Genomic DNA, 22,879 nt, shown 5'->3' with positions numbered 1-22,879 from the left:
AGCACCGTCAGCTGCGCGTCGCGAGCCTGGCGAGCAGGATCGCCTCGGACGCGATGGCCCGGTGCAGGACGCCGAGGTGCTGCGACTCGTTCGGGCTGTGGGCGCGGGTGTCCGGGTCCTCCACCCCGGTGACCAGGATCTGGGCCTCCGGGAACTCTGCCGCGAGGTCCGAGACGAACGGGATCGAGCCGCCGATGCCCTGTTCGACCGCCTCGGCACCCCAGCCCTCGCGCATGGCCGTGCGGGCCTCCTGGACGGCCCAGCCGGCCGTGTCGACGAGGAAACCGTCGCCGCTGTCCGGCTCGGAGATCTCCATCCGGGCACCGAAGGGCACGTGTGCCCGCAGGTGCCGCTCGACGGCCGCGTACGCCTCCGTGGCGGGCTGGCCGGGTGCGACCCGCACCGAGACGCGGGCGGAGACGGTCGGGAGCAGCGTGTTGGAGGCGTTCGCGACGCTCGGCACGTCCATGCCGGTCACGGTGATCGACGGCTGGAACCACATGCGGGACAGGACCTCGCCGGTGCCGATCGGTCGGACGCCCGCCACCAGGGCCGCGTCGACGGCGAGCTCGTCGTCGGTGCGAGCCGGGACGTCGGCCTCGTACGAGGTGAGCCCGTCGACCGCGACGGAGCCGGCGTCGTCGTGCAGCGACGCGAGCAGCTTGACCATCGGGATCATGGCGTCCGGCGCCGCTCCCCGAACATCCCGCTGTGGCTGGCGTGCTCGAGGGTCGTCAGGGTGAGCTTGAAGGTGACGTTGCCGCGGAGCGACACGGTGATCGACGGCACGTCCACCGACCAGTTGTCGCTGTCGGCGACCACGATGACGTCGGCAGCCAGCCGTTCCTTCTGGTCGGCGAGGAAGGTGCGGAACGACCGGGAGCCGAACTCCTCCTCACCCTCGACGAACAGGACGACACCGAGGTCGAGGTCGTCGCCGAACTGCGCGTGGATCGCCCGGAGCGACGCGATGTGCGTCATCACGCCGGCCTTGTCGTCCGAGGCGCCGCGACCGTACAGCCGGTCACCGCGGAGGGTCGGCTCGAACGGCGGGGTCTCCCACAGGGCGTCGTCGCCCTGCGGCTGCACGTCGTGGTGGGCGTAGAGCATGACGGTCGGCTTGCCGTTCCGGGCCGGGCGGACGGCGAGCACTGCGGGCTGGCCGAGCTCGAGCGGTTCGTCGTCGCTGATCGCTGAACGGATGATCTCCACCTGGTCCTCGGCGAAGACCCCGGTGCTCAGCGCCAGGTCCGCCACGGCACGCGCGCTCGCGAGCACGTGCGACTCGTCGAACGCCGACCACGACACCGACGGGATCCGCACCAGCGCGGACAGATCGGCGATCGTCGTGGGCAGTGCACCCTGCACCTGTTCGCGCAGGGCGTCGAGGAGAGCGGGGTCGGTCGCGGAGCTGGGCTGTGCGGTGTCGGTCATGCCCGGTAATCTAGAGGACGATCCCGCACGCACAACGCCGTTAGGAACGCACCGTGGCGAAGGCAGCCCCCAAGACCAACACGACCGTGAACCCCACCGAGGAAGAACTCCTCGAGCAGGGCAAGGGCCGCCCGACGCCGTCCCGCCGTGAGCGCGAGGCAGCGAACCGCCGCCCCCTCGTCGGCAACACGCCGGTCGACAAGAAGGCCGCCCGCGCGCGTCTCAACTCCGACCGCGAGCGTGCCCGGGTCGGCATGGCCAACGGCGAAGAGCGCTACCTGCCGGCGAAGGACCGCGGTGAGCAGCGTCGCTTCCTCCGCAACTGGATCGACGCGCGCTGGAACGTCGGCGAGATCATGATGCCGGTGCTCGTGCTGTTCCTGATCGTCGGGTTCGCCGCCTCGCAGACCGCGATCGCCTCGTACTCGCTCCTGCTCGTGTGGGCGTTCGTGGCCCTGTTCGTGATCGACTGCGTGGTCCTCTGGCTGTCGATGCGGCGCAAGCTCACCGCCAAGTTCGGCGAGCTGCAGCGCGGCACGTTCCTCTACATCCTGACGCGGGCGTGGCAGCTGCGGTTCCTGCGCCTGCCGAAGCCCCAGGTCAAGCGCGGGGAGTACCCCGCCCTCTGACCCCAGCGTCGCTGTCCCGAAGCGCCGTCCGGCCTCGCCGGGCGGCGCTTCGTCGTCCCGGCGTGCGCGGGCTGCGCGGGCTGCGCGGCGAGGTTCCACAACTCGCCGCGTGCACGCCGCCGAGGTTCCACAGACGGCCCGCCCGCGCGCCGAGGTTCCGAAGTCTCGGACACTCGGCGGCCGCGTCCGGGCGTGGCCACGCACCGCCGGACGGGAGGCCCGTGGTGGGACCGCACCGGGCCTCCCGTCCCAGGGGTGGTCGGCGAGGTTCCACGACTCGCCGCGTGCACGCCGCCGAGGTTCCACAGACGGCCGCCGAGAGCCGCGAGATGCCGAGATTTCGGAACCTGGAGGGCACCGGGAACGCCGGACGGGCCGCGCCCGCGCCCGCGCGCGCTCAGCGCGCGGCGCGGCGCAGCCGCTTGCGGCGCAAGCGGTTGATGCGCGTGGCCCAGCTCGGCCCCTCGTAGAGGAACGCCGTGTAGCCCTGCACCAGGGTGGCCCCGGCGTCGATGCGGTCCTGCACGTCTTGCTCGGTCGTCACCCCGCCGACGGCGATGACGCAGAACTCGGCGGGCACCGCGGCACGGACCCGACGCAGCACCTCGAGCGAGCGCGCGGCGACAGGAGCACCGGAGAGTCCCCCGGCACCCAAGGCCTCGACGTCAGCCGGGTCCACGGTGAGCCCCTCACGGGAGATCGTCGTGTTGTTGGCGATGATGCCCGACAGCCCGAGCGACACCGCGAGGCCGGCGATGGCGTCGACCTGCTCATCGGTCAGGTCCGGCGCGATCTTCACCAGCACGGGCGTGTCGCCTGCGGCGTCGCGCACGGCGGACAGCAGCGGTCGGAGCTGGTCGAGTTCCTGCAGGCCGCGCAGTCCGGGCGTGTTCGGGGAGCTGACGTTGACCGCCAGGTAGTCCGCGAACGGCGCGAGGCGACGCGTCGACTCGAGGTAGTCGTCGATGGCGTCCTCGACGGCGACGACCCGGCTCTTGCCGATGTTCACGCCGATGACCGGGCGGCCAGGGTTGCGTCGGGCGCGCTCGAGCCGTCGGGCAGCAGCACCAGCACCGTGGTTGTTGAAGCCCATGCGGTTGATGAGCGCACGGTCCTCGACGAGGCGGAACAGGCGCGGGCGCTCGTTGCCGGGCTGGGGCTTCGCCGTGATCGTGCCGACCTCGACGTGGCCGAAACCGAGCAGGCCGAGGCCGCCGATGCCGCGAGCGTCCTTGTCGAACCCGGCGGCGAGGCCGAAGCGCGACGGGAAGTGGATGCCCATCGTCGTGATGCCGTCAGCAGCTGCCGGGCGGGAGTACCGCTCGACCAGACCGCCGACGAACGGCACGTGCGGCAGCGCCTTGATGACGGCGAACGCCAGGTGGTGGGCCCGCTCGGGGTCCATCTTGGCGAAGACCGACCGGAAGACGACGGCGTACCCGGAGCGGACCAGGCCTTCCGCGACGCCGCTCACGCGCCGGCACCCGCCGGCGAGCCGGCGGTACCCGAAGGCGAGCCGGCGGCACCTGAAGGCGAACCGGCACCCGCAACCCCGCCAGCCGCAGCACCGTGGTGGTCACGGCGGAGCTGGCCGATGGCGTCCTCGAAGTCCTCGAGCGAGTCGAAGGCCTGGTAGACGCTGGCGAAGCGCAGGTACGCGACCTCGTCGAGCTCACGGAGCGGCGCGAGGATCGCGAGGCCGATGTCGTTCGCGTCGATCTGGCTCGAGCCGGACGACCGCACGGTCTCCTCGACGCGCTGCGCGAGCACGGCCAGGTCCCCGTCGGTGACCGGGCGCCCCTGGCAGGCCTTGCGCACGCCGGAGACGATCTTGTCGCGGCTGAAGGGTTCGGTGACGCCGTTGCGCTTGACGACGTTGAGCGACGCGGTCTCGGTGGTCGAGAAGCGTCGTCCGCAGTTCGGGCACTGTCGACGGCGGCGGATGGAGGTTCCGTCATCGCTCGTCCGTGAGTCGACGACGCGGGAGTCCGGGTGGCGGCAGAAAGGGCAGAACATGTCGTCGCCCAGGCTATCGGTTCGTGCGCTCCGTCACGGCTGCGCCGTGCGCGGGGAGCTGCTCCTCGGTCGACAGCGCGACGATGTGCGCGGCGACCTCGTCGAGCGCGGACGCCGAGTACCGGATGACCTGCTGCGGCCGGAGGAACGTCGACGCGGACAGGCCGGAACCGAAGCGCGCCTGGCCACCGGTGGGCAGCACGTGGTTCGACCCGGCCAGGTAGTCCCCCAGGCTGACAGGCGTGCTCGGCCCGACGAACACCGCTCCGGCGGCGTCGATGTCGGCGAGCACCGCGTCGTCGTCCGCCGTCTGGATCTCGAGGTGCTCCGGCCCGTACGCGTTGCTCACGGTCGCGGCGTCGGCGAGCGAGTCCACCAGCACGATCGCGGACTGCGGTCCGTCCAGGGCGGTCTGGAGGCGCGCAGCCGTCCCGAGCACGGCCGTGCGTTCCGGGATGGCGGCTTCGACCGCATCGGCGAACGTCGCCGACGTCGTCACCAGCACACTGCCGGCCTGCTCGTCGTGCTCGGCCTGGCTGATGAGGTCGGCGGCGACGAACCCGGGGTCGGCGGTCTCGTCGGCGATCACGAGGATCTCGGTCGCGCCGGCCTCGGCGTCGATGCCGACGACACCGCGCACCAGGCGCTTCGCGGCGGCGACGTAGTTGTTGCCAGGACCGGTGACCAGGTCGACGGGCTCGAGGTCGATCGCGGGCACGCCGTACGCCAGCGCGCCGATCGCACCGGCGCCGCCCATCGCGTAGACCTCGTCGATGCCGAGCAGTCCGGCCGCGGCCAGGATCGTCGGGTGGACCGCACCGCCGTGGTCGCGCTGCGGCGGGGACACGAGCGCGATCGACCGGACCCCGGCGACCTGCGCCGGGACGACGTTCATGACGACGCTCGACGGGTAGACGGCCTTGCCACCGGGCACGTAGAGCCCGACGCGGCGCATCGGCTGCCAGCGCTGGTGCACCTCAGCGCCGTCGGCGAGGGTGGTGACGGAGCCGGCCGGCACCTGTGCGGCGCTGGCGGCTCGGACGCGGCGGATGGCTTCGTCGAGCGCTTCCCGCAGTTCGGGGTCAGTCCGGCGACGGCCGCCGCGATCTCGGCGACCGGCACCCGGACGTTCGCCGGGGCGCCCCCGTCGAAGCGTTCGGCCTGGTCGTGCAGTGCGTCCGCTCCGCGGTGTCGGACGTCCTCGACGAGCTCGCGGGCGGCGTCGACCGCGTGCGAGACGTCACCCACGGCGCGCGGCATGAGTCGGAGGAGTTCGGCACGGGCGGGCAGGCCGCCGCGGAGGTCGATTCGCTGCATCATCAGGGGACAAGCCTACCGAGGTGACGTGGGCGTCCGCCGTCCGACGAGTGCGTCGACGACCGGCCGGTGGTGTGCCACGGCCGCGGCGTCCCAGACACCGAGCAGGTGCAGTGTGGCGATGCGGAACACGAGCGCCCGGGTCAGCAGCGACGTCCATTCCGGCTCGTCTGCCTCGGCCGCAGCCCCGTGCGCGGCCCTGCCGAGGGCTGCCAGTCGCCCGACCGGGAAGCCGTGCCAGCAGACAGCGTCGACGGCTGCGATCGCTGCGCCGAACTCCGCTGGACGCCAGTACGGCGGCCAGTCGATGATCGTCGGCGGCTGCCCGTCAGCGAACAGCACGTTGCCGAGCAGGTCACCGTGGACCAGCTGCGACGGCGCTCGGACCGGCCGGAACGCCGCGGCGAGCCGGGCGAGGATCGGGTCCGCCGGCAGCGGTTCCTCGCCCCACGCCATCCGGTCGGCACGGGCCCACGGGGCGGTGACGGCGCCGGGATCCGTGCCGAGGAACGCGGGCCGCTCCAGGCCGGCGATCGCGCGGTGGAAGGCACGGCCCGCCCGGATCACGTCCTCGACGCGGGACTCGTCGGCCGCACCGGGCACGAACTCCCACGCCTCCCAGTCCCCCGACCTCCAGCTGCCGTCGCGGGCGGCCACGGGCCGAGGCGTGCGGAACTCAGCCGGGTGCTCGGACTCCGCTGCGTGTTCGAGTTCCGCCAGGACGCCGGCACGCCAGTCGGTCGCCGCCGGATCGTCGTGGGGCCGGAGGACGATGCCCTCGGCACGCCAGGTCAGCCCGCGCCCGCCCGCGAGCGGCACAGGCGTGGACTCGGCGACCCCGAAGGCACGCAGCACCTCGGCGCCGGGAACGCTCCCGTCGGCTCCGGTCACGCGGTCCGCAACACCTTCGCCATCGGACGGCCCTTCGCGACCTCGTCGACGAGCTTGTCGAGGTACCGGATCTGCCGCATGAGCGGGTCGTCGATCTCCTCGATCCGCACTCCGCAGATCACGCCCGTGATGAGCGGCGCGTTCGGGTGCAGCTGCGCGGCGACGAAGAAGTCCTCGAACGTGGTCTCGTCCGCCAGGTGCCGTGCGAGCGCTGCGTCGTCGAACCCGGTCAGCCACGTGATGACGGCGTCGAGATCACCCTTCGTGTGGCCCTTCCGCTCCACCTTCGCCAGGTAGTGCGGGTAGACCGCCGCGAAGGGCGTCCCGAAGATCCGGTGTCCGGCCACGGTCACATCCCTGCTACACCAGACAGCGCGGCCCGAGCAGGCTCTTCAGCTCGCCGAACAGGTCGGGTGTCAGGTTCACCGGGAACGGCAGCTCGAACGTGCGCGCGACGTCGTCCTTCAGCAGCTTCAGCCGGACCTCGGTCTCGCCCTGGTGCCGTCCGAGCACTGCGGCGAGCTCCGTCACCGTGGAGGTGGTGGCCTGCCGCTCCGGCAGCGACAACGTGAGCGGACCGGAGCCCATCGCGTCGCCGATCGCCGGCTGGAACATGCTCACCGCGTGCAGGGCCTTGCCGTCGTCGCGGACGTTCACGCGCCCGCGCAGGACCACGATCGAGTCGGCCACGAGCGACGGTCCGAACTCCTGGTAGGTCTTGCCGAGGAACATCACGCCGATCTGGCCGCCGAAGTCCTCGATGTCGACGATGCCGTACGGGTTGCCGCTCGTCTTCGCCACCCGGTGCTGCACGCTCGTCAACAGCCCCGCGACCGTGACGGTCTCCCCCTCGACCGAGTCGTCGGCCGCGATGAGGTCGGCGATGGTGATCGACTGGTGCTTCGCGAGCTCGATCTCGAGACCCGCGAGCGGGTGGTCAGAGACGTAGAGCCCCAGCATGTCGCGCTCGAACGCGAGCTTGTCGCGCTTGGACCACTCCGGACGGTCGGGCACCTGCGACACCGGACCGGTGGCCGGCGACTCCTCGGCGACCTCGGCGAATAACGAGTCGAAGTCGAAGCCGACGTTGCCGTGGGCCTCGTCGCGCTTGACCTTGACGGCGCCTTCGACCGCGCCCTCGTGGATCTCGACCAGGGCGCGGCGGGAATCGCCGAACTCGTCGAAGGCACCCGCCTTGATGAGCGACTCGACGGTCCGCTTGTTCGCCGACGAGATCGGGATCTTGCGCAGGAAGTCGTGGAACGACTCGAACGCGCCCTTGTCGGTGCGGGCCTTCACGATGTCGTCGACGACGTTGAACCCGACGTTGCGGATCGCACCCATGCCGAACCGGATGTCCTCACCGACAGCGGCGAAGAAGCCGATCGACTCGTTGACGTCCGGCGGCATGACCTTGATGCCCATGCGGCGGCACTCGTTCAGGTACAACGCGAGCTTGTCGCGGGCATCGCCCACCGAGGTGAGCAGCGCCGCCATGTACTCGGCCGGGTAGTGCGCCTTGAGGTAGGCGGTCCAGAACGAGACCACACCGTACGCGGCGGAGTGCGCCTTGTTGAAGGCGTAGTCGGAGAACGGCAGCAGGATGTCCCACAGCATCCTGATCGCCGCGGCCGAGTAGCCGTTGTCCAACATGCCCTTCTCGAAGCCCGCGTACTGCTTGTCGAGCTCGGACTTCTTCTTCTTGCCCATCGCGCGGCGGAGGATGTCCGCCTGGCCGAGGGAGAACCCCGCGACCTTCTGCGCGATGGCCATGACCTGCTCCTGGTAGATGATCAGGCCGTAGGTCCCGCCGAGGATCTCCGCCAGGGGCTCTTCGAGCTCCGGGTGGATCGGCGTGATCGCCTGCTCGCCGTTCTTGCGGAGCGCGTAGTTCGTGTGCGAGTTCGCACCCATGGGGCCCGGACGGTACAGGGCGATGAGCGCGGAGATGTCCTCGAAGTTGTCGGGCTTCATCAGGCGCAGCAGCCCGCGCATCGGCCCGCCGTCGAGCTGGAAGACACCGAGTGTGTCACCGCGCTGCAGGAGCGCGTACGCCTCGGGGTCCTCGAGTCCCATGGTCTCGAGGTCGAGCTCGATGCCACGGTTGTTCTTGATGTTGTCGAGGGCGTCACTGATGATCGTGAGGTTGCGGAGCCCCAGGAAGTCCATCTTGATCAGGCCGAGCGACTCCGCTGCCGGGTAGTCGAACTGCGTGACGACCTGGCCGTCCTGCTCCCGCTTCATGATCGGGATGATGTCGATGAGCGGATCGCTCGACATGATGACGCCGGCCGCGTGCACGCCCCACTGGCGCTTCAGCCCCTCGAGCCCGAGCGCGGTGTCGAAGACGGTCTTCGCCTCGGGGTCGTTCTCGACCACGGTGCGGACGTCGACGGCTTCCTTGTAGCGCGGGTGGTCCTTGTCGAAGATCCCGGTGAGCGGGATGTCCTTGCCCATCACGGGCGGCGGCATCGCCTTGGTGAGCTTCTCGCCCATACCGAACGGGAACCCGAGGACGCGCGAGGAGTCCTTCAGCGCCTGCTTCGCCTTGATCGTGCCGTACGTGACGATCTGCGCGACGCGCTCCGACCCGTACTTCTCGGTGACGTACTTGATCGCCTCACCGCGGCGCCGGTCGTCGAAGTCGACGTCGAAGTCGGGCATCGAGACGCGGTCCGGGTTCAGGAACCGCTCGAAGATCAGGCCGTGCCGGATCGGGTCGAGGTCGGTGATGCGCATCGCGTACGCGACCATTGAGCCGGCACCGGAACCACGGCCGGGACCGACGCGGATGCCGTTGTTCTTCGACCACAGGATGAAGTCGGACACCACGAGGAAGTACCCCGGGAACCCCATCTGGTTGATGATGCCGACCTCGTAGTCGGCACGCTCCTGCACCTCGGCCGGGATGCCGTCCGGGTACCGGTAGTCCAGCCCCTTCGCGACCTCCTTCTCGAACCAGGAGTGCTCGGTCTCGCCCGCCGGCACCGGGAACTTCGGCATGTAGTTCGCCGAGGTGTCGAACTCGACGTTGCACCGCTCGGCGATGAGCAGCGTGTTGTCGCAGGCCTCGGGGTTGTCGCGGAAGACGTGCCGCATCTGCTGCGGGGACTTCAGGTAGAACTCGTCGGCGTCGAACTTGAACCGGTTCGGGTCGTTCAGCGTCGAACCCGACTGCACGCACAGCAGGGCGGCGTGCGACTTGGCGTCGTGCGAGTGCGTGTAGTGCAGGTCGTTCGTACCGACCAGCGGGATGTCGAGGTCCTTCGCCAGCCGGATCAGGTCGCTCATGATCCGACGCTCGATCTCGAGTCCGTGGTCCATGACCTCGGCGAAGTAGTTCTCCTTGCCGAAGATGTCGCGGTAGTCGGCGGCGGCCTTGACGGCTTCGTCGTACTGGCCGAGGCGCAGGCGCGTCTGGACCTCGCCCGACGGGCACCCCGTCGTGGCGATGATGCCCTCGTGGTATTCCTCGAGCAGCTCGATGTCCATGCGCGGCTTGAAGTAGTAGCCCTCGAGCGACGCCTTCGACGACAGCCGGAACAGGTTGTGCATGCCCGTCGTGTTCTCGGCGAACATCGTCATGTGCGTGTACGAGCCGGCACCGGAGACGTCGTCCCCACCGCCGTCGCCCCACCGCACACGGGTCTTGTCCGTGCGGTGTGTCCGGGGGTGATGTACGCCTCGGTCCCGATGATCGGCTTGACGCCGCCGGCCTTGGCGGCCTTCCAGAACTCGAAGGCGCCGAACATGTTGCCGTGGTCGGTCACCGCCACGGCCGGCATGCCCTGCGCAGCGGTCTCCTGCACGAGGTCGCCGAGCCTGGCAGCGCCGTCGAGCATCGAGTACTCGCTGTGCACGTGCAGGTGGACGAAGGAGTCGGAATCCGCCACGGAACCTCCGGTCGAACGAGCTGCTTGCGGGACGCGAACAGCCTAACCGCGACCGCGGACAAACCCGCGCGTGTCCGAGCGGTCCGATGCCGAGGTCGCACGACACGCCGGGCGCAGTCCGGCGAGGGTGCAGGAACGTGTCCGCACGGCGGTGGAGCCCGCGCGCGGCGGACGGGAGGCACGGGGCGGCGTCGCCACGGGCCTCCCGTCCGGGGTGTGAACGTGACGGATGCGGCACGCCCGTCGCTCCCCCGTCGAGGTTCCACAACACCCCGCGTGCGCTCCGCCGGGGTTCCACAGACCGACGCACAGCGCGCCGACATGCCGAGATTTCGGAACCTCGGCGACCGACGCGACCGGCGCGACCGACGCGAACCACGCGACCGGCTCGCGCGCGTCAGGACGAAGCGGCTCGGATGCGGTCGAGCGCGAGGCGCAGGTCGTCGGGGTACTCCGCCTTGAACGACACCCACTCGCCGGTGCGCGGGTGGTCGAACCCGAGCCGGACGGCATCGAGCCACTGGCGGGTCAGCCCGAGCTCCTGCGCCAGGACCGGGTCGGCGCCGTACATCGTGTCGCCGACCAGCGGGTGGCGGGTCGCGGCCATGTGCACGCGGATCTGGTGGGTGCGCCCGGTCTCGAGGTGCACCTCGAGCAGGGTCGCCGACCGGAACGCCTCGAGGGTCTCGTAGTGGGTGACGCTCGGCTTGCCGTCGGCCGTGACCGCGAACTTCCAGTCGCTCGACGGGTGCCGACCGATGGGCGCGTCCACGGTGCCGGAGGTCGGGTCGGGGTGCCCCTGCGCGAGCGCGTGGTAGACCTTCTCGACCGTGCGCTCCTTGAAGGCGCGCTTGAGGTGGGTGTACGCGAGCTCGGTCTTCGCGACGACCATGAGCCCGGACGTGCCGACGTCGAGGCGGTGCACGATGCCCGCGCGCTCGGCGGCGCCGGAGGTCGCGATGGTGAAGCCCGCTGCGGCGAGGCCCCCGGGCACGGTCGGACCGTCCCAACCGGGCGAGGGGTGCGCGGCGACGCCGACGGGCTTGTCGACGACCACGATGTCCTCGTCGTCGTGCACGATCGTCATCCCGGGCACGGCCGCCGGCACGATGCGCGGCGGCTCCTTCGGGGACCACTCGACCTCGAGCCACGAGTCGGCGTGCAGGCGGTCGGACTTGTCGACGGGGACGCCGTCGACCCGGACCCCACCGGCGGCGACGACGTCGGCCGCGAACGACCGGCTGAACCCGAGGAGCTTCGCGATGGCGGCGTCGACACGCTCGCCGGCGAGCCCGTCGGGGACGGGAAGAGAACGCGACTCGGTCACGTGGCGTCGTGCCCCAGCGCGTCGCGCCGGTCGTGCTGTGCCGGACGGGAGGCCCGCTCCGGCTCCGGCAGGTCCGCTGCGGGCGCTGCAGTGCCGGTTGCGGGCGCTGCAGTGCCGGTTGCGGGCGCTGCTGCGTCGGTTGCGGGCACCGAGAACGCGGCCCCGCCGTCGAGTGGCTCCGTCGTGTCCGCCTGCGCAGCGCGCTTGGCGGAGACCGTGCGGGACCCGTCGAGGTTCACCCCGAGGATCACCAGCAGCACGAAGACCACCATGCTGATGCAGATGAACGAGTCGGCGACGTTGTAGATCGCCGGCATCATCCACGGCGTCGAGATGAAGTCGACCACGTGGCCGCGGCCGAAGCCGGGCTCACGGAAGAGTCGGTCGATCAGGTTGCCGAGCGCGCCGCCCAGCAGCATGCCGAGCACGACGGCCCACCACATCGACCGGATCCGGCGCGAGTAGATGATGATCGCGACGACGACCGCCGCCGAGATGATCGAGAACACCCACGTCATGTTCACCGCGAAGGAGAACGCCGCCCCGGGGTTCCGGACGTACAGGAACTGGAGCGCCCCGCCCAGGATCGGGACGGGGTGCCGTACGGCAGGTTCGCGACGACCAGCGCCTTCGCGACCTGGTCGAACGCCACCACCACGACAGCGGCGAAGGCCAGTGCCGCGATCGCGCGGACACTGACCTTCGCTCGTGATGCTGGTCGCGACAACGTCAGTTGCCGAAGCCCTGCGCCGATGCCGGCGCCGGGGTGAGACCGGACTGCTCGTTCGAGGAGTCGAGCTCGGAGAGCTGCCCCTGGATGTAGCTCTTGAGCTGGGCGCGGTAGTCGCGCTCGAACGTCCGGAGCTCGTCGATCTTGCCTTCGAGCTGGCGCTGCTCCTGCTCGAGCACCTGGACACGCTGACGGTTCGTGTTCTCGGTGTCGGCGATGATCTGGCGCTGCTTGGCCTCGGCCTCGGACACGAGACGCGCTGCCTGGGCGGTGCCCTCGGCGATGAGCGCGTCACGCTTCTCGACACCTTCGCGGACGTGCTCCTCGTGGAGACGACGCGCGAGCGTCAGGAGGTTCGTGGTGCCCTCGGTGTCCTCGTCCGCCGGGACCGTGGTCGCCGGGGCGGCCGCTGCGACCGGAGCGGGCTCCGGCGCCGCCTCGACCGGGGCCGGCACGGGCTCCGGTTCGGGCTCTGCCGCGGGAGCGGGCTGCTCGGTCTGCGCCGACTGCGGGGCCGACTCGGCCGCCTGCAGGCGCTGGCGGAGCTCGTCGTTCTCCGCGGTCAGGCGACGCAGCTCGACCACGACCTCGTCGAGGAAGTCGTCGACCTCGTCCTGGTCGTAGCCCTCGCGGAACTTCGTCGGCTGGAACCGCTTGTTGACTACGTCTTCCGGCGTCAAAGCCATTGCCGTCACCTCAATAGAACTGCTGAACGTGTGGAACCACTTGCGTCGTGACCGAACGTACCAGTCACCACGTGTGGTGCGGATGCCGCGCCGGAGGCGAGCATCGATCCCGACCACCGTACACCGACGACGGGGAGGAACGACGATCGCTGCATCGGCGCGGCGCGTGTCGCGGACCTGGATCGAGCCAGGATCGAGCCAGGATCGAGCCAGGATCGAGCCAGGATCGGACCTTGACCGGGTCAGGATCGGACCTGGATCGGGTCAGACCGCGACCGCGATGCCGTTGACGACGACCCGGGCGATGATCACGACGAGCATGACGATCGTCCAGCCGAAGTCGAGTGCCACCGGCCCCATGCGGAGCGGCGGCAGGACCCGCCGAACCGCGCGGATCGGCGGATCGGTGATCGTGTAGACGAACTCGGAGACCACGAGCAGTCCCCCGCGCGGCCGCCAGGACCGGTTGAAGTTCTGCACGAGGTCGAGCGCGAACCGCCCCCACATCACGAAGAAGTACAGCAGGAGGGCGAGGGAGATGATCCCTAGGATCACGGACACGATGGGGCTCGCTCGTCTCGGGCGAGTGCCGTCATGCGACGACGCTCACGGGCGGGTGGCCGGGTACGGCTCAGGACTGGGCGAAGAAGTTCGCCTCGATGTCGGACTCTACCTCAGCAGGCTCACCGCTCACTGCGACGTGTGCGGGTGACAGCAGGAAGACCTTGTTCGTGACGCGCTCGATCTTGCCGTACAGGCCGAGCGACAGGCCGGAGGCGAAGTCGATCATGCGTCGGGCGTCGTTCTCGGTCATCTGCGAGAGATTGATGATGACGGGGATCCCGTCGCGGAAGCTCTCGGCGATGGACTGGGCGTCCTTGTACTCGCGCGGGTGGACGGTGAGGATCTCGTTCATTTCCTGGACCGGGGTCGCCTTCTGTGCAGTCGTGTGCGAGCGGCGGAGCGGAGTGACCTGGGCGCCGCGCTGGTGGGTGTGCGTCTTCGTCGCAGCCGGTGCAGCTGCGGGCGCCGCGGCCGGAGCAGCCGTGGCGACCGGGGCAGCCGCAGGTGCGGGACTCTCAAGTGCAGCGGCAGGAGCGGCCGGAGCCTGCTGGCGCGCGGGCGCGGTCTGCTGCGGCTGCTCGTCCTCGTAGTCGAGTTCCTCGTCGGCGAGGCCGAGGTAGACCATCGTCTTCTTCAGCGGGTTGGCCATGGTTCCTCCGGAGGTTGGTGCACGTGGATGCCCTGCAACGAGGCTAGGGTGCTGCCGGCCGATTTCCCGTGATTGCGGTACCGATCCGCAGGTGTGTCGCGCCCTCGAGCACGGCGTCGGCGTAGTCGCCGCTCATGCCGGCCGAGATGTCGGTGGCGCCGGGCTCGAGCGCCACGACCCGGTCCGAGATCGCCCGCAGTCGGGCGAACGCCGCACGGGGCTGCTCGTCCAGCGGCGCGACGGCCATGACCCCGCGCAACCGGATGGTGCCGGTCTCGAGTACGCGTTCGGCCATCGCCTCGACGTCGTCCGGTTGCACGCCGCCGCGGCCGGGGTCGTCGGTCAGGTTGACCTGCACGAACCCGTCGATCACCGGTGGCTCCGGCTCGGCCTCGGTCGGCGCGAAGGCATCCACGACCGACGTGCGGTCGAGGGACTGCACGACGTGCGCGTAGCGACGGACCTGTCGGGCCTTCTTCGACTGCAGCTGCCCGATGAAGTGCCAGGTCAGGTCGAGGTCGGCGACTTCAGCAGCCTTGGCCTGTGCCTCTTGGTGGCGGTTCTCCCCCACGTCGGTGACGCCGAGTGACGCCAGCGCACGGACGAGCGACGCCGGGTGGTACTTCGTGACGACGATCAGCGTGAGGTCGTCGGCCGAACGCCCTGCGGCGCGCGCCGCGTCGGCGATGCCGCTCCGGACGGACGCGAGACGCGCCTCCAGTCCGTCGTCGTGGGACGAGGCGGACGGGAGGCGCGGATCACCTGCCACGGAACGATTACTTCAGGAAGTCGGGGACGTCGAGCTCGTCGTCGTCGTCGAACGCCGGGTCGGCGGCGCGCTGCACCGGCGGCTGGTGTTCCTGCGAGGCCCAGGAGGGGCTCGACGTGCTGGAGTCCTCGATCGCACCGGTCGACGCGGCGACGGGGGCCGTCGCGCTCGACTCGGGGTCGACGTAGCTCGAGCGACGCTCCTTCTGCTGCTGCGCCGGCTCGCCGCCGTCGAAGCCCGCGGCGATGACGGTCACGCGGACCTCGTCGCCGAGGGTGTCGTCGATGACCGCACCGAAGATGATGTTCGCCTCGGGGTGCACGGCTTCCTGCACCAGACGCGCGGCGTCGTTGATCTCGAAGATGCCGAGGTTCGAGCCACCCTGGATCGAGAGCAGCACACCGTGCGCTCCGTCGATCGAGGCCTCGAGCAGCAGGGACGCGACGGCGAGCTCGGCGGCCTTGATGGCACGGTCGGCACCGCGCGACGAGCCGATGCCCATGAGCGCGGAACCCGCACCCTGCATGACGGACTTGACGTCAGCGAAGTCGAGGTTGATGAGCCCCGGGGTGGTGATGAGGTCGGTGATGCCCTGCACGCCGGCGAGGAGCACCTGGTCGGCCGTGGCGAAGGCCTCGACCATGGAGATGCCGCGGTCGCTGATCTCGAGCAGGCGGTCGTTCGGGACGACGATGAGCGTGTCGACCTCGTCCTTGAGCCCGGCGACGCCGTTCTCGGCCTGCGACTGGCGGCGCTTGCCCTCGAAGCTGAACGGCTTCGTGACGACGCCGATGGTGAGGGCACCGATCGACTTGGCGATGCGGGCGACGACGGGCGCACCACCCGTGCCGGTCCCACCGCCTTCACCCGCAGTGACGAAGACCATGTCGGCACCCGCGAGGGCCTCTTCGATCTCCTCGGCGTGGTCCTCGGCGGCACGACGGCCGACCTCGGGGTCCGCGCCGGCGCCGAGGCCGCGGGTGATCTCGCGGCCGACGTCGAGCTTGACGTCGGCGTCGCTGAGCAGCAGCGCCTGCGCGTCGGTGTTGATCGCGATGAACTCGACCCCACGGAGGCCGAGTTCGATCATCCGGTTGACGGCGTTGACGCCGCCGCCGCCGACACCGACGACCTTGATGACGGCGAGGTAGTTGTGGTTCGTGGTCACGTCAGTCAGGCCTCCGGTTGAACCCTCAACCTCTACTTGAAGTTCAGGGGCAATGCTGGTAGATGTGGTGCTGTCTTCGACGCTACGGGTGGGTTCCGCGCACTGTCGCCCCGCCACGCCGCGTGTCGCCGATCAGGTCGGCAATTCCAGTCCTTCGCGCGGATCACGCCGTTGTCCGGCGCCGACACGTCGTACTCGACGACGACACCCGGGTTCCGCGCCGCGTGGTCCTTCACCAGCGCGGCGAGCAGCGCAGCCTTCGCCTCGGAGTCGTCCGGGCTCCCCACACCACCGTCGACGTGTCGCGCAGCGTCAGGGTCACGTCGTCGGCGGTGGACCCGGCGACCCGCGTGACCTGCGACCGGACGGTCGACGGCAGCGCCAGCACGACCTCGGTCATGGTGCGGAAGCTCGAGGACCCGAGGCGCGCACGGGCGATGTCGGCGAGCGGCATGGTGTCCGGACGCTTCGGAGCCGACTGGACGACGATGCCGGCCGGGTCGACGAGGTCGAACGAGCTGCCGGACTGCACGGCGACGACGGGCGTGCGCTCGGTCACCGTCACCACGAGGGTGTGCGGCGGCGCCTCTTCGGTCACGTAGCTCTCGATGAGCGGGAAGCCCGCGATGTCCTGCTTGATCTCGTCGAAGTCGAGCCGGGCGAGCGGGGTGCCGATCTGGTCGGACAGGGCCTGTCGCAACGCGGTCTCGTCGACGCGGTCGGTGCCCTTGATCTCGATCGTCTGCAGCGCCATGAGCGGCGAGAACACGGCCACCAGGATCGAGACGCCGAGCACGAGCACGATGCCGGCCGCGGTGATCCCGGCGGCGCGACGGTGGCGGCTGCGCCGGGTGAACCGCCGCACCTCGGCGCGCTCGAGCAGGCGACGGCGACGCTTCGCGATGCGCGCCTCACGCGCGGTCTCGGCAGCGCGGACGCCGGCACCGATGGGTGCGTCGTCGTGCTGGACCGGCCGGGAGGCACTCCCCGCGTCGAGCACGTCGGTCACGGTCGCGTCGTGGTCGCCTGCACTGCCCGCCGCGCCCCCGGACGGTCGTCGCGCCCCGTCTCCTCGGGGCGCGTTGCCCGCATCGGGGCGCGAGTCGCGGTGGTCCTCGTCCGGTGTGTACTCGCGCAGGCGGTCGGCGACGGCCCCGAAGCCGGCGCCGACGCGGCGGCCGGCCGCGCCCGCGAGGGTGCCGACGCGGTCGCGCGTCGAGTCGGCGGCATCGGTGGTCGGATCCGCGCCCGCGGACGGTCGTCGCGCCCCGACACTCGAGGGCGCACCGCCCCCTGGGGGGCGCGTTCCGGAGAGACCGGGGGCCGGGGTGGGGTCGGCCGTCTCGGCGACCGCAGCCGACTCGTCGGGCGTGGGACGGGCCTCCCGGTCGTCGGGTGTGCTCCCGCGGAACGAGAGCCGCGGCATCGAGGGGCCACGACGCTGCCGGGGCGCGTCGGCGCCCTCGACCGGGGCGTCCCTGCGGGCGTCCCCCTCGTCGAACCCCTCGGGTCGCCTCACCGGCCCAACGCTCCCAGCACCTGCGGGATGATCCGGTACACGTCACCGCAGCTGAGCGTCATGATGATGTCGCCGTCGCGGGCGACCGCGGCGGCACGGGCGGCGGCCTCGTCCCAGTCCGGCAGGAACTCCACGCGAGACTGGTCGGCGAACCGTTCCTGCACCAGGGCGCCGGTGACCCCGGGCTCCGGGTCCTCGCGCGCGCCGTAGACGTCGAGGACGACCGTGTGGTCGGCGAGCTCCTCGTAGACCCGCGCGAAGTCACCGGCCATCAGACGGGTTCGCGAGTACAGGTGGGGCTGGTGGATGGCGATGATGCGGCCGTCGCCGACGACGTTGCGGGCGGCCTTGAGCGCCGCGGCGACCTCGGTCGGGTGGTGCGCGTAGTCGTCGTAGACCGACACCCCGCGCTCGACACCGTGCAGTTCGAAGCGGCGCTGGGTCCCGCCGAAGGCCTCGAGCCCGCGGATCGCGTCGGCGGCGCTCACCCCCAGGCCGGTCAGGACCGCGAAGGCACCGACGGCGTTGATCGCGTTGTGCCGACCCGGCACGCGGAGGGTCAGGTGGTGTGCCTCGCCGTCGGCGCGGAACGCGACCTCGACGCCCGCGGACTCGATGATCCGCTCGATGCGCACGTCGGCGTCGACGGCCTCGCCGAACGTCACCACCTCGGGAGCGTCGGCACGCGCTCGGATGCCCGCCGTGACGGTCTTCGCGCCGGCGTCGTCGCTCGAGATCACGACGCGCTCGCTCGCCTTCGCGGCGAACTCGACGAAGGCCTCGGTGAAGGCCTCCTCGCTGCCGTAGTGGTCGAGGTGGTCGGCGTCGACGTTCGTGATCAGGGCCACCGCGACGTCGTAGAGCAGGAACGAGCCGTCGGACTCGTCGGCCTCGACCACGAACAGGTCGCTCGAGCCGGGCGCCGAGCTCGTACCGAGCGACTGGATGACGCCGCCGTTCACGAAGCTCGGGTCGAGGCCGAGCTCGACCATCGCGGTGACGATCATGCCGGTCGAGGTGGTCTTGCCGTGCGCGCCGGCGACCGCGACGAGGCGGTGTTCGGCGATGAGGGCGGCGAGGGCCTGGGACCGGTGCAGCACCGGTAGGCCGCGGCGCTGCGCCTCGAGCAGTTCGGGGTTGTCCGGCCAGAGCGCGCTCGTGACGACGATCGTGTCCGCATCGCCGACGTTCGCGGCGTCGTGGCCGATGTGCACCGCGGCGCCGAGGTCGCGCATGATGCCCGTCGTCTCGGTCTCGCGGGAGTCGCTGCCCGTCACGCGGTGGCCGGCGGCGAGGAACATCCGGGCGATGCCGCTCATGCCGGCGCCGCCGATGCCGACGAAGTGGACGGTGCCGAGGTCGTCCGGGATCGGCTGCGTCAGGTCCGGCTTGATGGTCATGGTTCCTCCGTGGTGCTGGCGGCGCCGTTGCCTCGTGCGGTTCCTCGTGCGGCACCTCGTTCGGTGCCTCGTGCTGCGTCCAGGACGAGGTCGGTCATCCGGTCCGCGCCGTCGCGGTGTCCGACGCTGCCTGCCCGGACCGTCATGTCCGCGATGCGGGCCCGGTCCTGCAGGATCGTCAGGAGCTGGAACGTCACCCAGTCGGGGTCGAATTCCCCGTCCGCCACGAGCACTGCTCCCCGGCGTCGACGACGTCCTTCGCGTTGTGCCGCTGCTCGCCGTTGCCGACAGGGTACGGCACGAGCACGCTCGGCAGCCCGACCGCGGTGAGCTCGCAGACCATGCCGGCGCCGGAGCGCGACACGACGAAGTCGCTCGCCGCGTACGCCAGGTCCATCCGGTCGCAGTAGGCGAGCACGTGGTAGCCGTCGAGGTCGCTCGGGCCGATGTCCGACGCCGCCCCGACCACGTGCAGGACCTGCCAGCCGGCGCCCACGATGGTCGCCGCCGACTTGTTGATCGTGCGGTTGATGCTGCGCGCGCCCGAGGAGCCTCCCGTGACGAGGAGCACCGGGCGAGCCGGGTCGAGCCCGAACTCGTCGAGGGCCTCGGCGCGGCTGGCACGGCGGTCGAGCGACTCGATCTCGCGCCGGAGCGGCATGCCGACGACCCGGCCGTGCCGCAGTCGGGTGTTCGAGAAGGTCAGGCCGACGTGCTCGGTGAGGAACGCGGCGAGGCGGTTCGCCAACCCCGGCTTCGCGTTCTGCTCGTGCACGACGATCGGGGTGCCGGTGCGACGAGCTGCGATGTACGCCGGCGCCGCCGCGTAGCCGCCGACGCCGAGGACGACCTCGACCTCGCGCTCGCGGATGATCTGCTCGGTGCGCTTGACCGCCGCGGCGAAGCGCTGCGGGAAGCGCAGGGCCGCGCCGTTCAGCTTCCGGGGGAACGGCAGGCGCGGGATCGTCAGGAGCTCGTAGCCGCGCATCGGCACCAGGCGGGACTCCAGGCCCTCGGCGGTGCCCAGGACGAGCACCTCGGCGTCCGGCTCGCGCTCGGTCAGCCGGTCGGCGACCGCGAGCAGGGGGTTGACGTGTCCGGCGGTGCCCCCGCCGGCGAAGAGGTACTTGCTCACCGGAGTCGTCCGTTCGTGGTGGTGCTGTCGAGGGGCGCGTTCGTGGTGCGCGGGTCGTTCTTGCCGGGCAGGTCGCGGGCGAACGACAGCACGACGCCGATCGCCACCAGGGTCATGATGAGCGCGGACCCGCCGGCCGAGATCAGCGGTAGTGGGACGCCGAGGACCGGCAGCAGGCCGAGCACCACGGCGATGTTCACGAGCGCCTGGCCGATGATCCACGCCAGGATGCCGCCCGTGACCGTCTTCACGAAGGGGTCGCGGGACTGCCGGATGATCTTGATCATGCCGACGGCGAGCACGACGAACAGTGCGAGGACGACGACGGCGCCGATCAGGCCGAGCTCTTCGCCGATGATCGCGAAGATGTAGTCGTTGTCCGCCTCGGGCAGCCACGACCACTTCGCCTTCGAGTTGCCGAGTCCGACGCCGAACACGCCACCGGACGCCAGCGCCCACATGCCGTGCACGGGCTGCCAGCACAGGTCGGCGTACTGGTTCGAGTCGGTGCAGCCGGACAGCCACGCGCTGATGCGCACCTGACGGGAGGACGAGGCCATCGTGACGAACGGCAGCATGACCGCCATCGCCGCCAGGCCGACGAGCAGGTGCCGCGCGCGGGCCCCGCCGACGTAGAGCGCACCGAGGATCAGGATGAGCATGATCATCGCGGTGCCCTGGTCGCCACCGAGGATCACGAGGCCGAGCGACAGGAGCGAGGCGATCCCGATCGGGATGAACACCTCTTTCCAGTCGTCGAGCTTGTCGCGCTTGACGTACATGATCGCGCCGATGCCCAGCACCAGCCCGAGCTTCACGACCTCGGACGGCTGCGCGGTGAACGAGCCGATGCCGATCCAGTTCCGGTTGCCCTGGACGTCGATGCCGAGCGGTGTGTACACGAGGAGCTGCAGGACGAGGGCAGCGCCGAGCAGTCGCATCGCCCACTTCCGCCACAGCCGCGTCGGGACACGACTCGCGATGAGCATGAGCGGGACGCCGAGGACGGCGTACAGACCCTGGCGGGACGCTGCACCGAAGAAGTCGTGCGTCGCGGCGTACTGCTCGACGCTCGACGACGACAGCACCATCACGACGCCGAAGACGACCAGGAAGAGTGTGACGCCGAGGATCGTGTAGAAGGTGCTGGACTCGGCGACGAAGACGTTCTTGACGGCGACGAGTGCACCGTTCGTGCGACGCGGGTTGCCCGTCGCCGGCGTGCTACGACTGTTCGGAAGATCCGTCGTCGCCATCGGCGTTGCCTCCCAGGTGCTCGTGGACCGCCGCCGCGAAACGACGCCCCCGGTCGGCGTAGGAGCCGAACTGGTCGAACGACGCAGCCGCCGGGGCGAGGAGGACCGTGTCGCCCGGCCTCGCGACCGATGCGGCATGCCGGACCGCCTCGGGCATGACCTGATCAGTGTCCGTCGTCTCCACCTGGAGCACCGGCACCCCGGACGCGTGTCGCGCGAATGCCTCCAGGACGGGGTCCGGTCGGTGCCGATCACGACGACGGCACGGACCTCCGGGCCGAAGCGTGCGACGAGCCCGTCGACGTCGACGCCCTTGAACAGACCGCCGACGATCCACACCACGGTGTCGAACGACGCGAGCGAGGCGGTGGCGGCGTGCGGGTTCGTGGCCTTCGAGTCGTCGACCCACGCGATGCCGGCCGACTCCGCCACGAGCTCCGTACGGTGGTGGTCGGCGCGGAAGGCCCGGACGGCGGAGCGGATCGCACTCGGCTGGACGGTGCCGGCTCGGGCGAGGGCCGCGGCAGCCAGGACGTTCATCGTCATGTGCGGGCTGGCGAGCCCGGCGACCTCGAGGTCGGCGAGAGTCGACAGCTCGAGCGCGCTGTTCCGACGGTCCTCGGTGAAGGCGCGGTCACACAGGACGTCCTCGACGATGCCGACGTCACCGGGCGCGGGCACCCCGGCGTGAAGCCGACGGCACGGCAGCCCTCGACGACGTCGGCGTCCTGCACCATGTCACGCGTGACGTCGTCGGCGGTGTTGTAGACGCACGCCATCACGGTGCGCTCGTAGACCTTGGCCTTCGCGGCGCGGTACGCCGCGGCGGAGCCGTGCCACTCGAGGTGGTCGTCGGCGATGTTCAGGCAGGCGCTCGCGAGCGGCACGACCGCGCCGTCACCCGAGGTCGCCATGTAGTGCAGCTGGTGGCTGGAGAGCTCGACGACGAGCACGTCGTAGCCGTCCGGGTCGCGGACGACGTCGAGCACCGGCACGCCGATGTTGCCGCAGGCCACGGCACGCAGGCCGCCGGCCTCGTACATCGCGGTGGTGAGCTGCGTCGTGGTGGTCTTGCCGTTCGTGCCCGTGATCGTGATCCACGGCGCCGCGACCGGACCGCGCACGACCTTGTCGCGCACGCGCCAGGCGAGCTCGATGTCGCCCCAGACGGTGCTGTTCCGGGCGGACCACTCGACGGTCGCGTTGTGCGGCGGCAGGCCGGGCGACACGATGACGACGTCCGGTGCCTGCTCCTGCAGCGCGGCCGGCACGGTGTCGAGCGGCGTCTGCACGAAGCGCGCGCCGATGACGTCGAGCAGCTCGACGCTGTCCGACGGCGCGTCGGACGAGTAGACCGTCACCGCACTGCCGAGCTCCACCAGGGTGTCGGCGACCGAGAACCCGGTCGCGCCGAGCCCGAGGACGGCGACGTTCAGGCCCTTCCACCCCTCGGAGTACCAGCTGTCGAGGGACTGGAGGCGGGAGGACGAGGCCAC

General features: G+C 70.7%; 15 protein-coding genes and 5 pseudogenes. 1 reads left to right on the top strand and 19 read right to left on the bottom strand.

Annotation, left to right across the window (positions count from 1 at the left end):
* Positions 1-7: 7 nt before the first annotated feature.
* Positions 8-1,434: pseudogene (locus ACZZ0J_RS00925) on the bottom strand (M20/M25/M40 family metallo-hydrolase).
* A 53-nt stretch (positions 1,435-1,487) separates the two neighbouring features.
* Here ACZZ0J_RS00925 and ACZZ0J_RS00920 point away from each other — a divergent pair.
* Positions 1,488-2,063: a DUF3043 domain-containing protein gene (locus ACZZ0J_RS00920; RefSeq protein ID WP_260213429.1), complete on the top strand. Its 576-nt coding sequence runs from the start codon at positions 1,488-1,490 to the stop codon at positions 2,061-2,063.
* 397 nt (positions 2,064-2,460) lie between these two features.
* On the opposite strand, the gene ACZZ0J_RS00915 is transcribed toward ACZZ0J_RS00920, so the two are convergent.
* From ACZZ0J_RS00915 to murD, 18 genes and pseudogenes are all read right to left on the bottom strand, one after another.
* Complete coding sequence (locus ACZZ0J_RS00915) at positions 2,461-3,468, bottom strand: quinone-dependent dihydroorotate dehydrogenase (RefSeq protein WP_463438118.1); 1,008 nt, start codon at positions 3,466-3,468, stop codon at positions 2,461-2,463.
* A gap of 65 nt (positions 3,469-3,533) precedes the next feature.
* Positions 3,534-4,079 carry a transcriptional regulator NrdR gene (gene nrdR / locus ACZZ0J_RS00910; protein WP_463434177.1) on the bottom strand — a complete coding sequence of 182 codons (546 nt, stop codon included), beginning with the start codon at positions 4,077-4,079 and terminating at the stop codon, positions 3,534-3,536.
* A gap of 13 nt (positions 4,080-4,092) precedes the next feature.
* Positions 4,093-5,399, bottom strand: a pseudogene (hisD, locus tag ACZZ0J_RS00905) (histidinol dehydrogenase).
* A gap of 12 nt (positions 5,400-5,411) precedes the next feature.
* Positions 5,412-6,287, bottom strand: coding sequence for a hypothetical protein (locus ACZZ0J_RS00900; RefSeq protein WP_463434175.1), 876 nt, complete (start codon positions 6,285-6,287; stop codon positions 5,412-5,414).
* Entirely contained in the window at positions 6,284-6,634 is a 351-nt protein-coding gene (locus ACZZ0J_RS00895) for a DUF2200 domain-containing protein (RefSeq protein ID WP_194648710.1), read from the bottom strand. Before ACZZ0J_RS00895 ends, ACZZ0J_RS00900 begins: the two co-directional genes overlap by 4 nt.
* 13 nt (positions 6,635-6,647) lie before the next feature.
* A pseudogene (gene dnaE, locus ACZZ0J_RS00890) lies at positions 6,648-10,129 on the bottom strand (DNA polymerase III subunit alpha).
* 448 nt (positions 10,130-10,577) lie between these two features.
* Positions 10,578-11,507, bottom strand: coding sequence for an RluA family pseudouridine synthase (locus tag ACZZ0J_RS00885; RefSeq protein ID WP_463434172.1), 930 nt, complete (start codon positions 11,505-11,507; stop codon positions 10,578-10,580).
* Complete coding sequence (lspA, locus tag ACZZ0J_RS00880; protein ID WP_463438117.1) at positions 11,504-12,091, bottom strand: signal peptidase II; 588 nt, start codon at positions 12,089-12,091, stop codon at positions 11,504-11,506. The genes ACZZ0J_RS00885 and lspA overlap by 4 nt, the downstream gene beginning before the upstream one ends.
* A 145-nt stretch (positions 12,092-12,236) precedes the next feature.
* Positions 12,237-12,923, bottom strand: a complete 687-nt coding sequence (locus ACZZ0J_RS00875; protein WP_194648708.1) for a DivIVA domain-containing protein — start codon at positions 12,921-12,923, stop codon at positions 12,237-12,239.
* A 264-nt stretch (positions 12,924-13,187) separates the two neighbouring features.
* Positions 13,188-13,484, bottom strand: a complete 297-nt coding sequence (locus ACZZ0J_RS00870; protein ID WP_111085780.1) for a YggT family protein — start codon at positions 13,482-13,484, stop codon at positions 13,188-13,190.
* 70 nt (positions 13,485-13,554) lie between these two features.
* Complete coding sequence (locus ACZZ0J_RS00865) at positions 13,555-14,136, bottom strand: cell division protein SepF (protein WP_463434169.1); 582 nt, start codon at positions 14,134-14,136, stop codon at positions 13,555-13,557.
* Positions 14,137-14,179: 43 nt separating this feature from the next.
* A complete protein-coding gene (locus ACZZ0J_RS00860) occupies positions 14,180-14,905 on the bottom strand; it encodes a YggS family pyridoxal phosphate-dependent enzyme (protein WP_463434167.1) in 726 nt (241 codons plus the stop codon).
* A 7-nt stretch (positions 14,906-14,912) separates the two neighbouring features.
* The gene (ftsZ, locus tag ACZZ0J_RS00855) at positions 14,913-16,073 is read right to left on the bottom strand and encodes a cell division protein FtsZ (RefSeq protein WP_463434165.1); all 1,161 of its coding nucleotides are present in this window, start codon (positions 16,071-16,073) and stop codon (positions 14,913-14,915) included.
* A 232-nt stretch (positions 16,074-16,305) separates the two neighbouring features.
* Positions 16,306-17,592 carry an FtsQ-type POTRA domain-containing protein gene (locus ACZZ0J_RS00850; RefSeq protein ID WP_463434163.1) on the bottom strand — a complete coding sequence of 429 codons (1,287 nt, stop codon included), beginning with the start codon at positions 17,590-17,592 and terminating at the stop codon, positions 16,306-16,308.
* Positions 17,589-18,992 carry a UDP-N-acetylmuramate--L-alanine ligase gene (murC, locus tag ACZZ0J_RS00845; RefSeq protein WP_463434161.1) on the bottom strand — a complete coding sequence of 468 codons (1,404 nt, stop codon included), beginning with the start codon at positions 18,990-18,992 and terminating at the stop codon, positions 17,589-17,591. Before murC ends, ACZZ0J_RS00850 begins: the two co-directional genes overlap by 4 nt.
* Positions 18,989-20,127: pseudogene (locus ACZZ0J_RS00840) on the bottom strand (UDP-N-acetylglucosamine--N-acetylmuramyl-(pentapeptide) pyrophosphoryl-undecaprenol N-acetylglucosamine transferase). Before ACZZ0J_RS00840 ends, murC begins: the two are co-directional and overlap by 4 nt.
* Positions 20,124-21,383: a putative lipid II flippase FtsW gene (ftsW, locus tag ACZZ0J_RS00835; RefSeq protein WP_123340369.1), complete on the bottom strand. Its 1,260-nt coding sequence runs from the start codon at positions 21,381-21,383 to the stop codon at positions 20,124-20,126. The pseudogene ACZZ0J_RS00840 and the gene ftsW overlap by 4 nt, the downstream one beginning before the upstream one ends.
* Positions 21,352-22,879: pseudogene (gene murD / locus ACZZ0J_RS00830) on the bottom strand (UDP-N-acetylmuramoyl-L-alanine--D-glutamate ligase). Before murD ends, ftsW begins: the two are co-directional and overlap by 32 nt.

The organism is Curtobacterium sp. AC272, assembly GCF_979258155.1.
The sequence above is the reverse complement of the archived record's forward strand: the minus strand, read 5'-3'. Positions and strand labels throughout refer to the sequence as shown.

Coding starts and splice junctions, on each gene's coding strand:
- ACZZ0J_RS00915 (WP_463438118.1), bottom strand. CDS start 3,468: ATGGACCCCGAGCGGGCCCACCACCTGGCGTTCGCCGTCATCAAGGCG.
- nrdR (WP_463434177.1), bottom strand. CDS start 4,079: ATGTTCTGCCCTTTCTGCCGCCACCCGGACTCCCGCGTCGTCGACTCA.
- ACZZ0J_RS00875 (WP_194648708.1), bottom strand. CDS start 12,923: ATGGCTTTGACGCCGGAAGACGTAGTCAACAAGCGGTTCCAGCCGACG.
- ACZZ0J_RS00865 (WP_463434169.1), bottom strand. CDS start 14,136: ATGGCCAACCCGCTGAAGAAGACGATGGTCTACCTCGGCCTCGCCGAC.
- murC (WP_463434161.1), bottom strand. CDS start 18,992: ATGACCATCAAGCCGGACCTGACGCAGCCGATCCCGGACGACCTCGGC.
- ftsW (WP_123340369.1), bottom strand. CDS start 21,383: ATGGCGACGACGGATCTTCCGAACAGTCGTAGCACGCCGGCGACGGGC.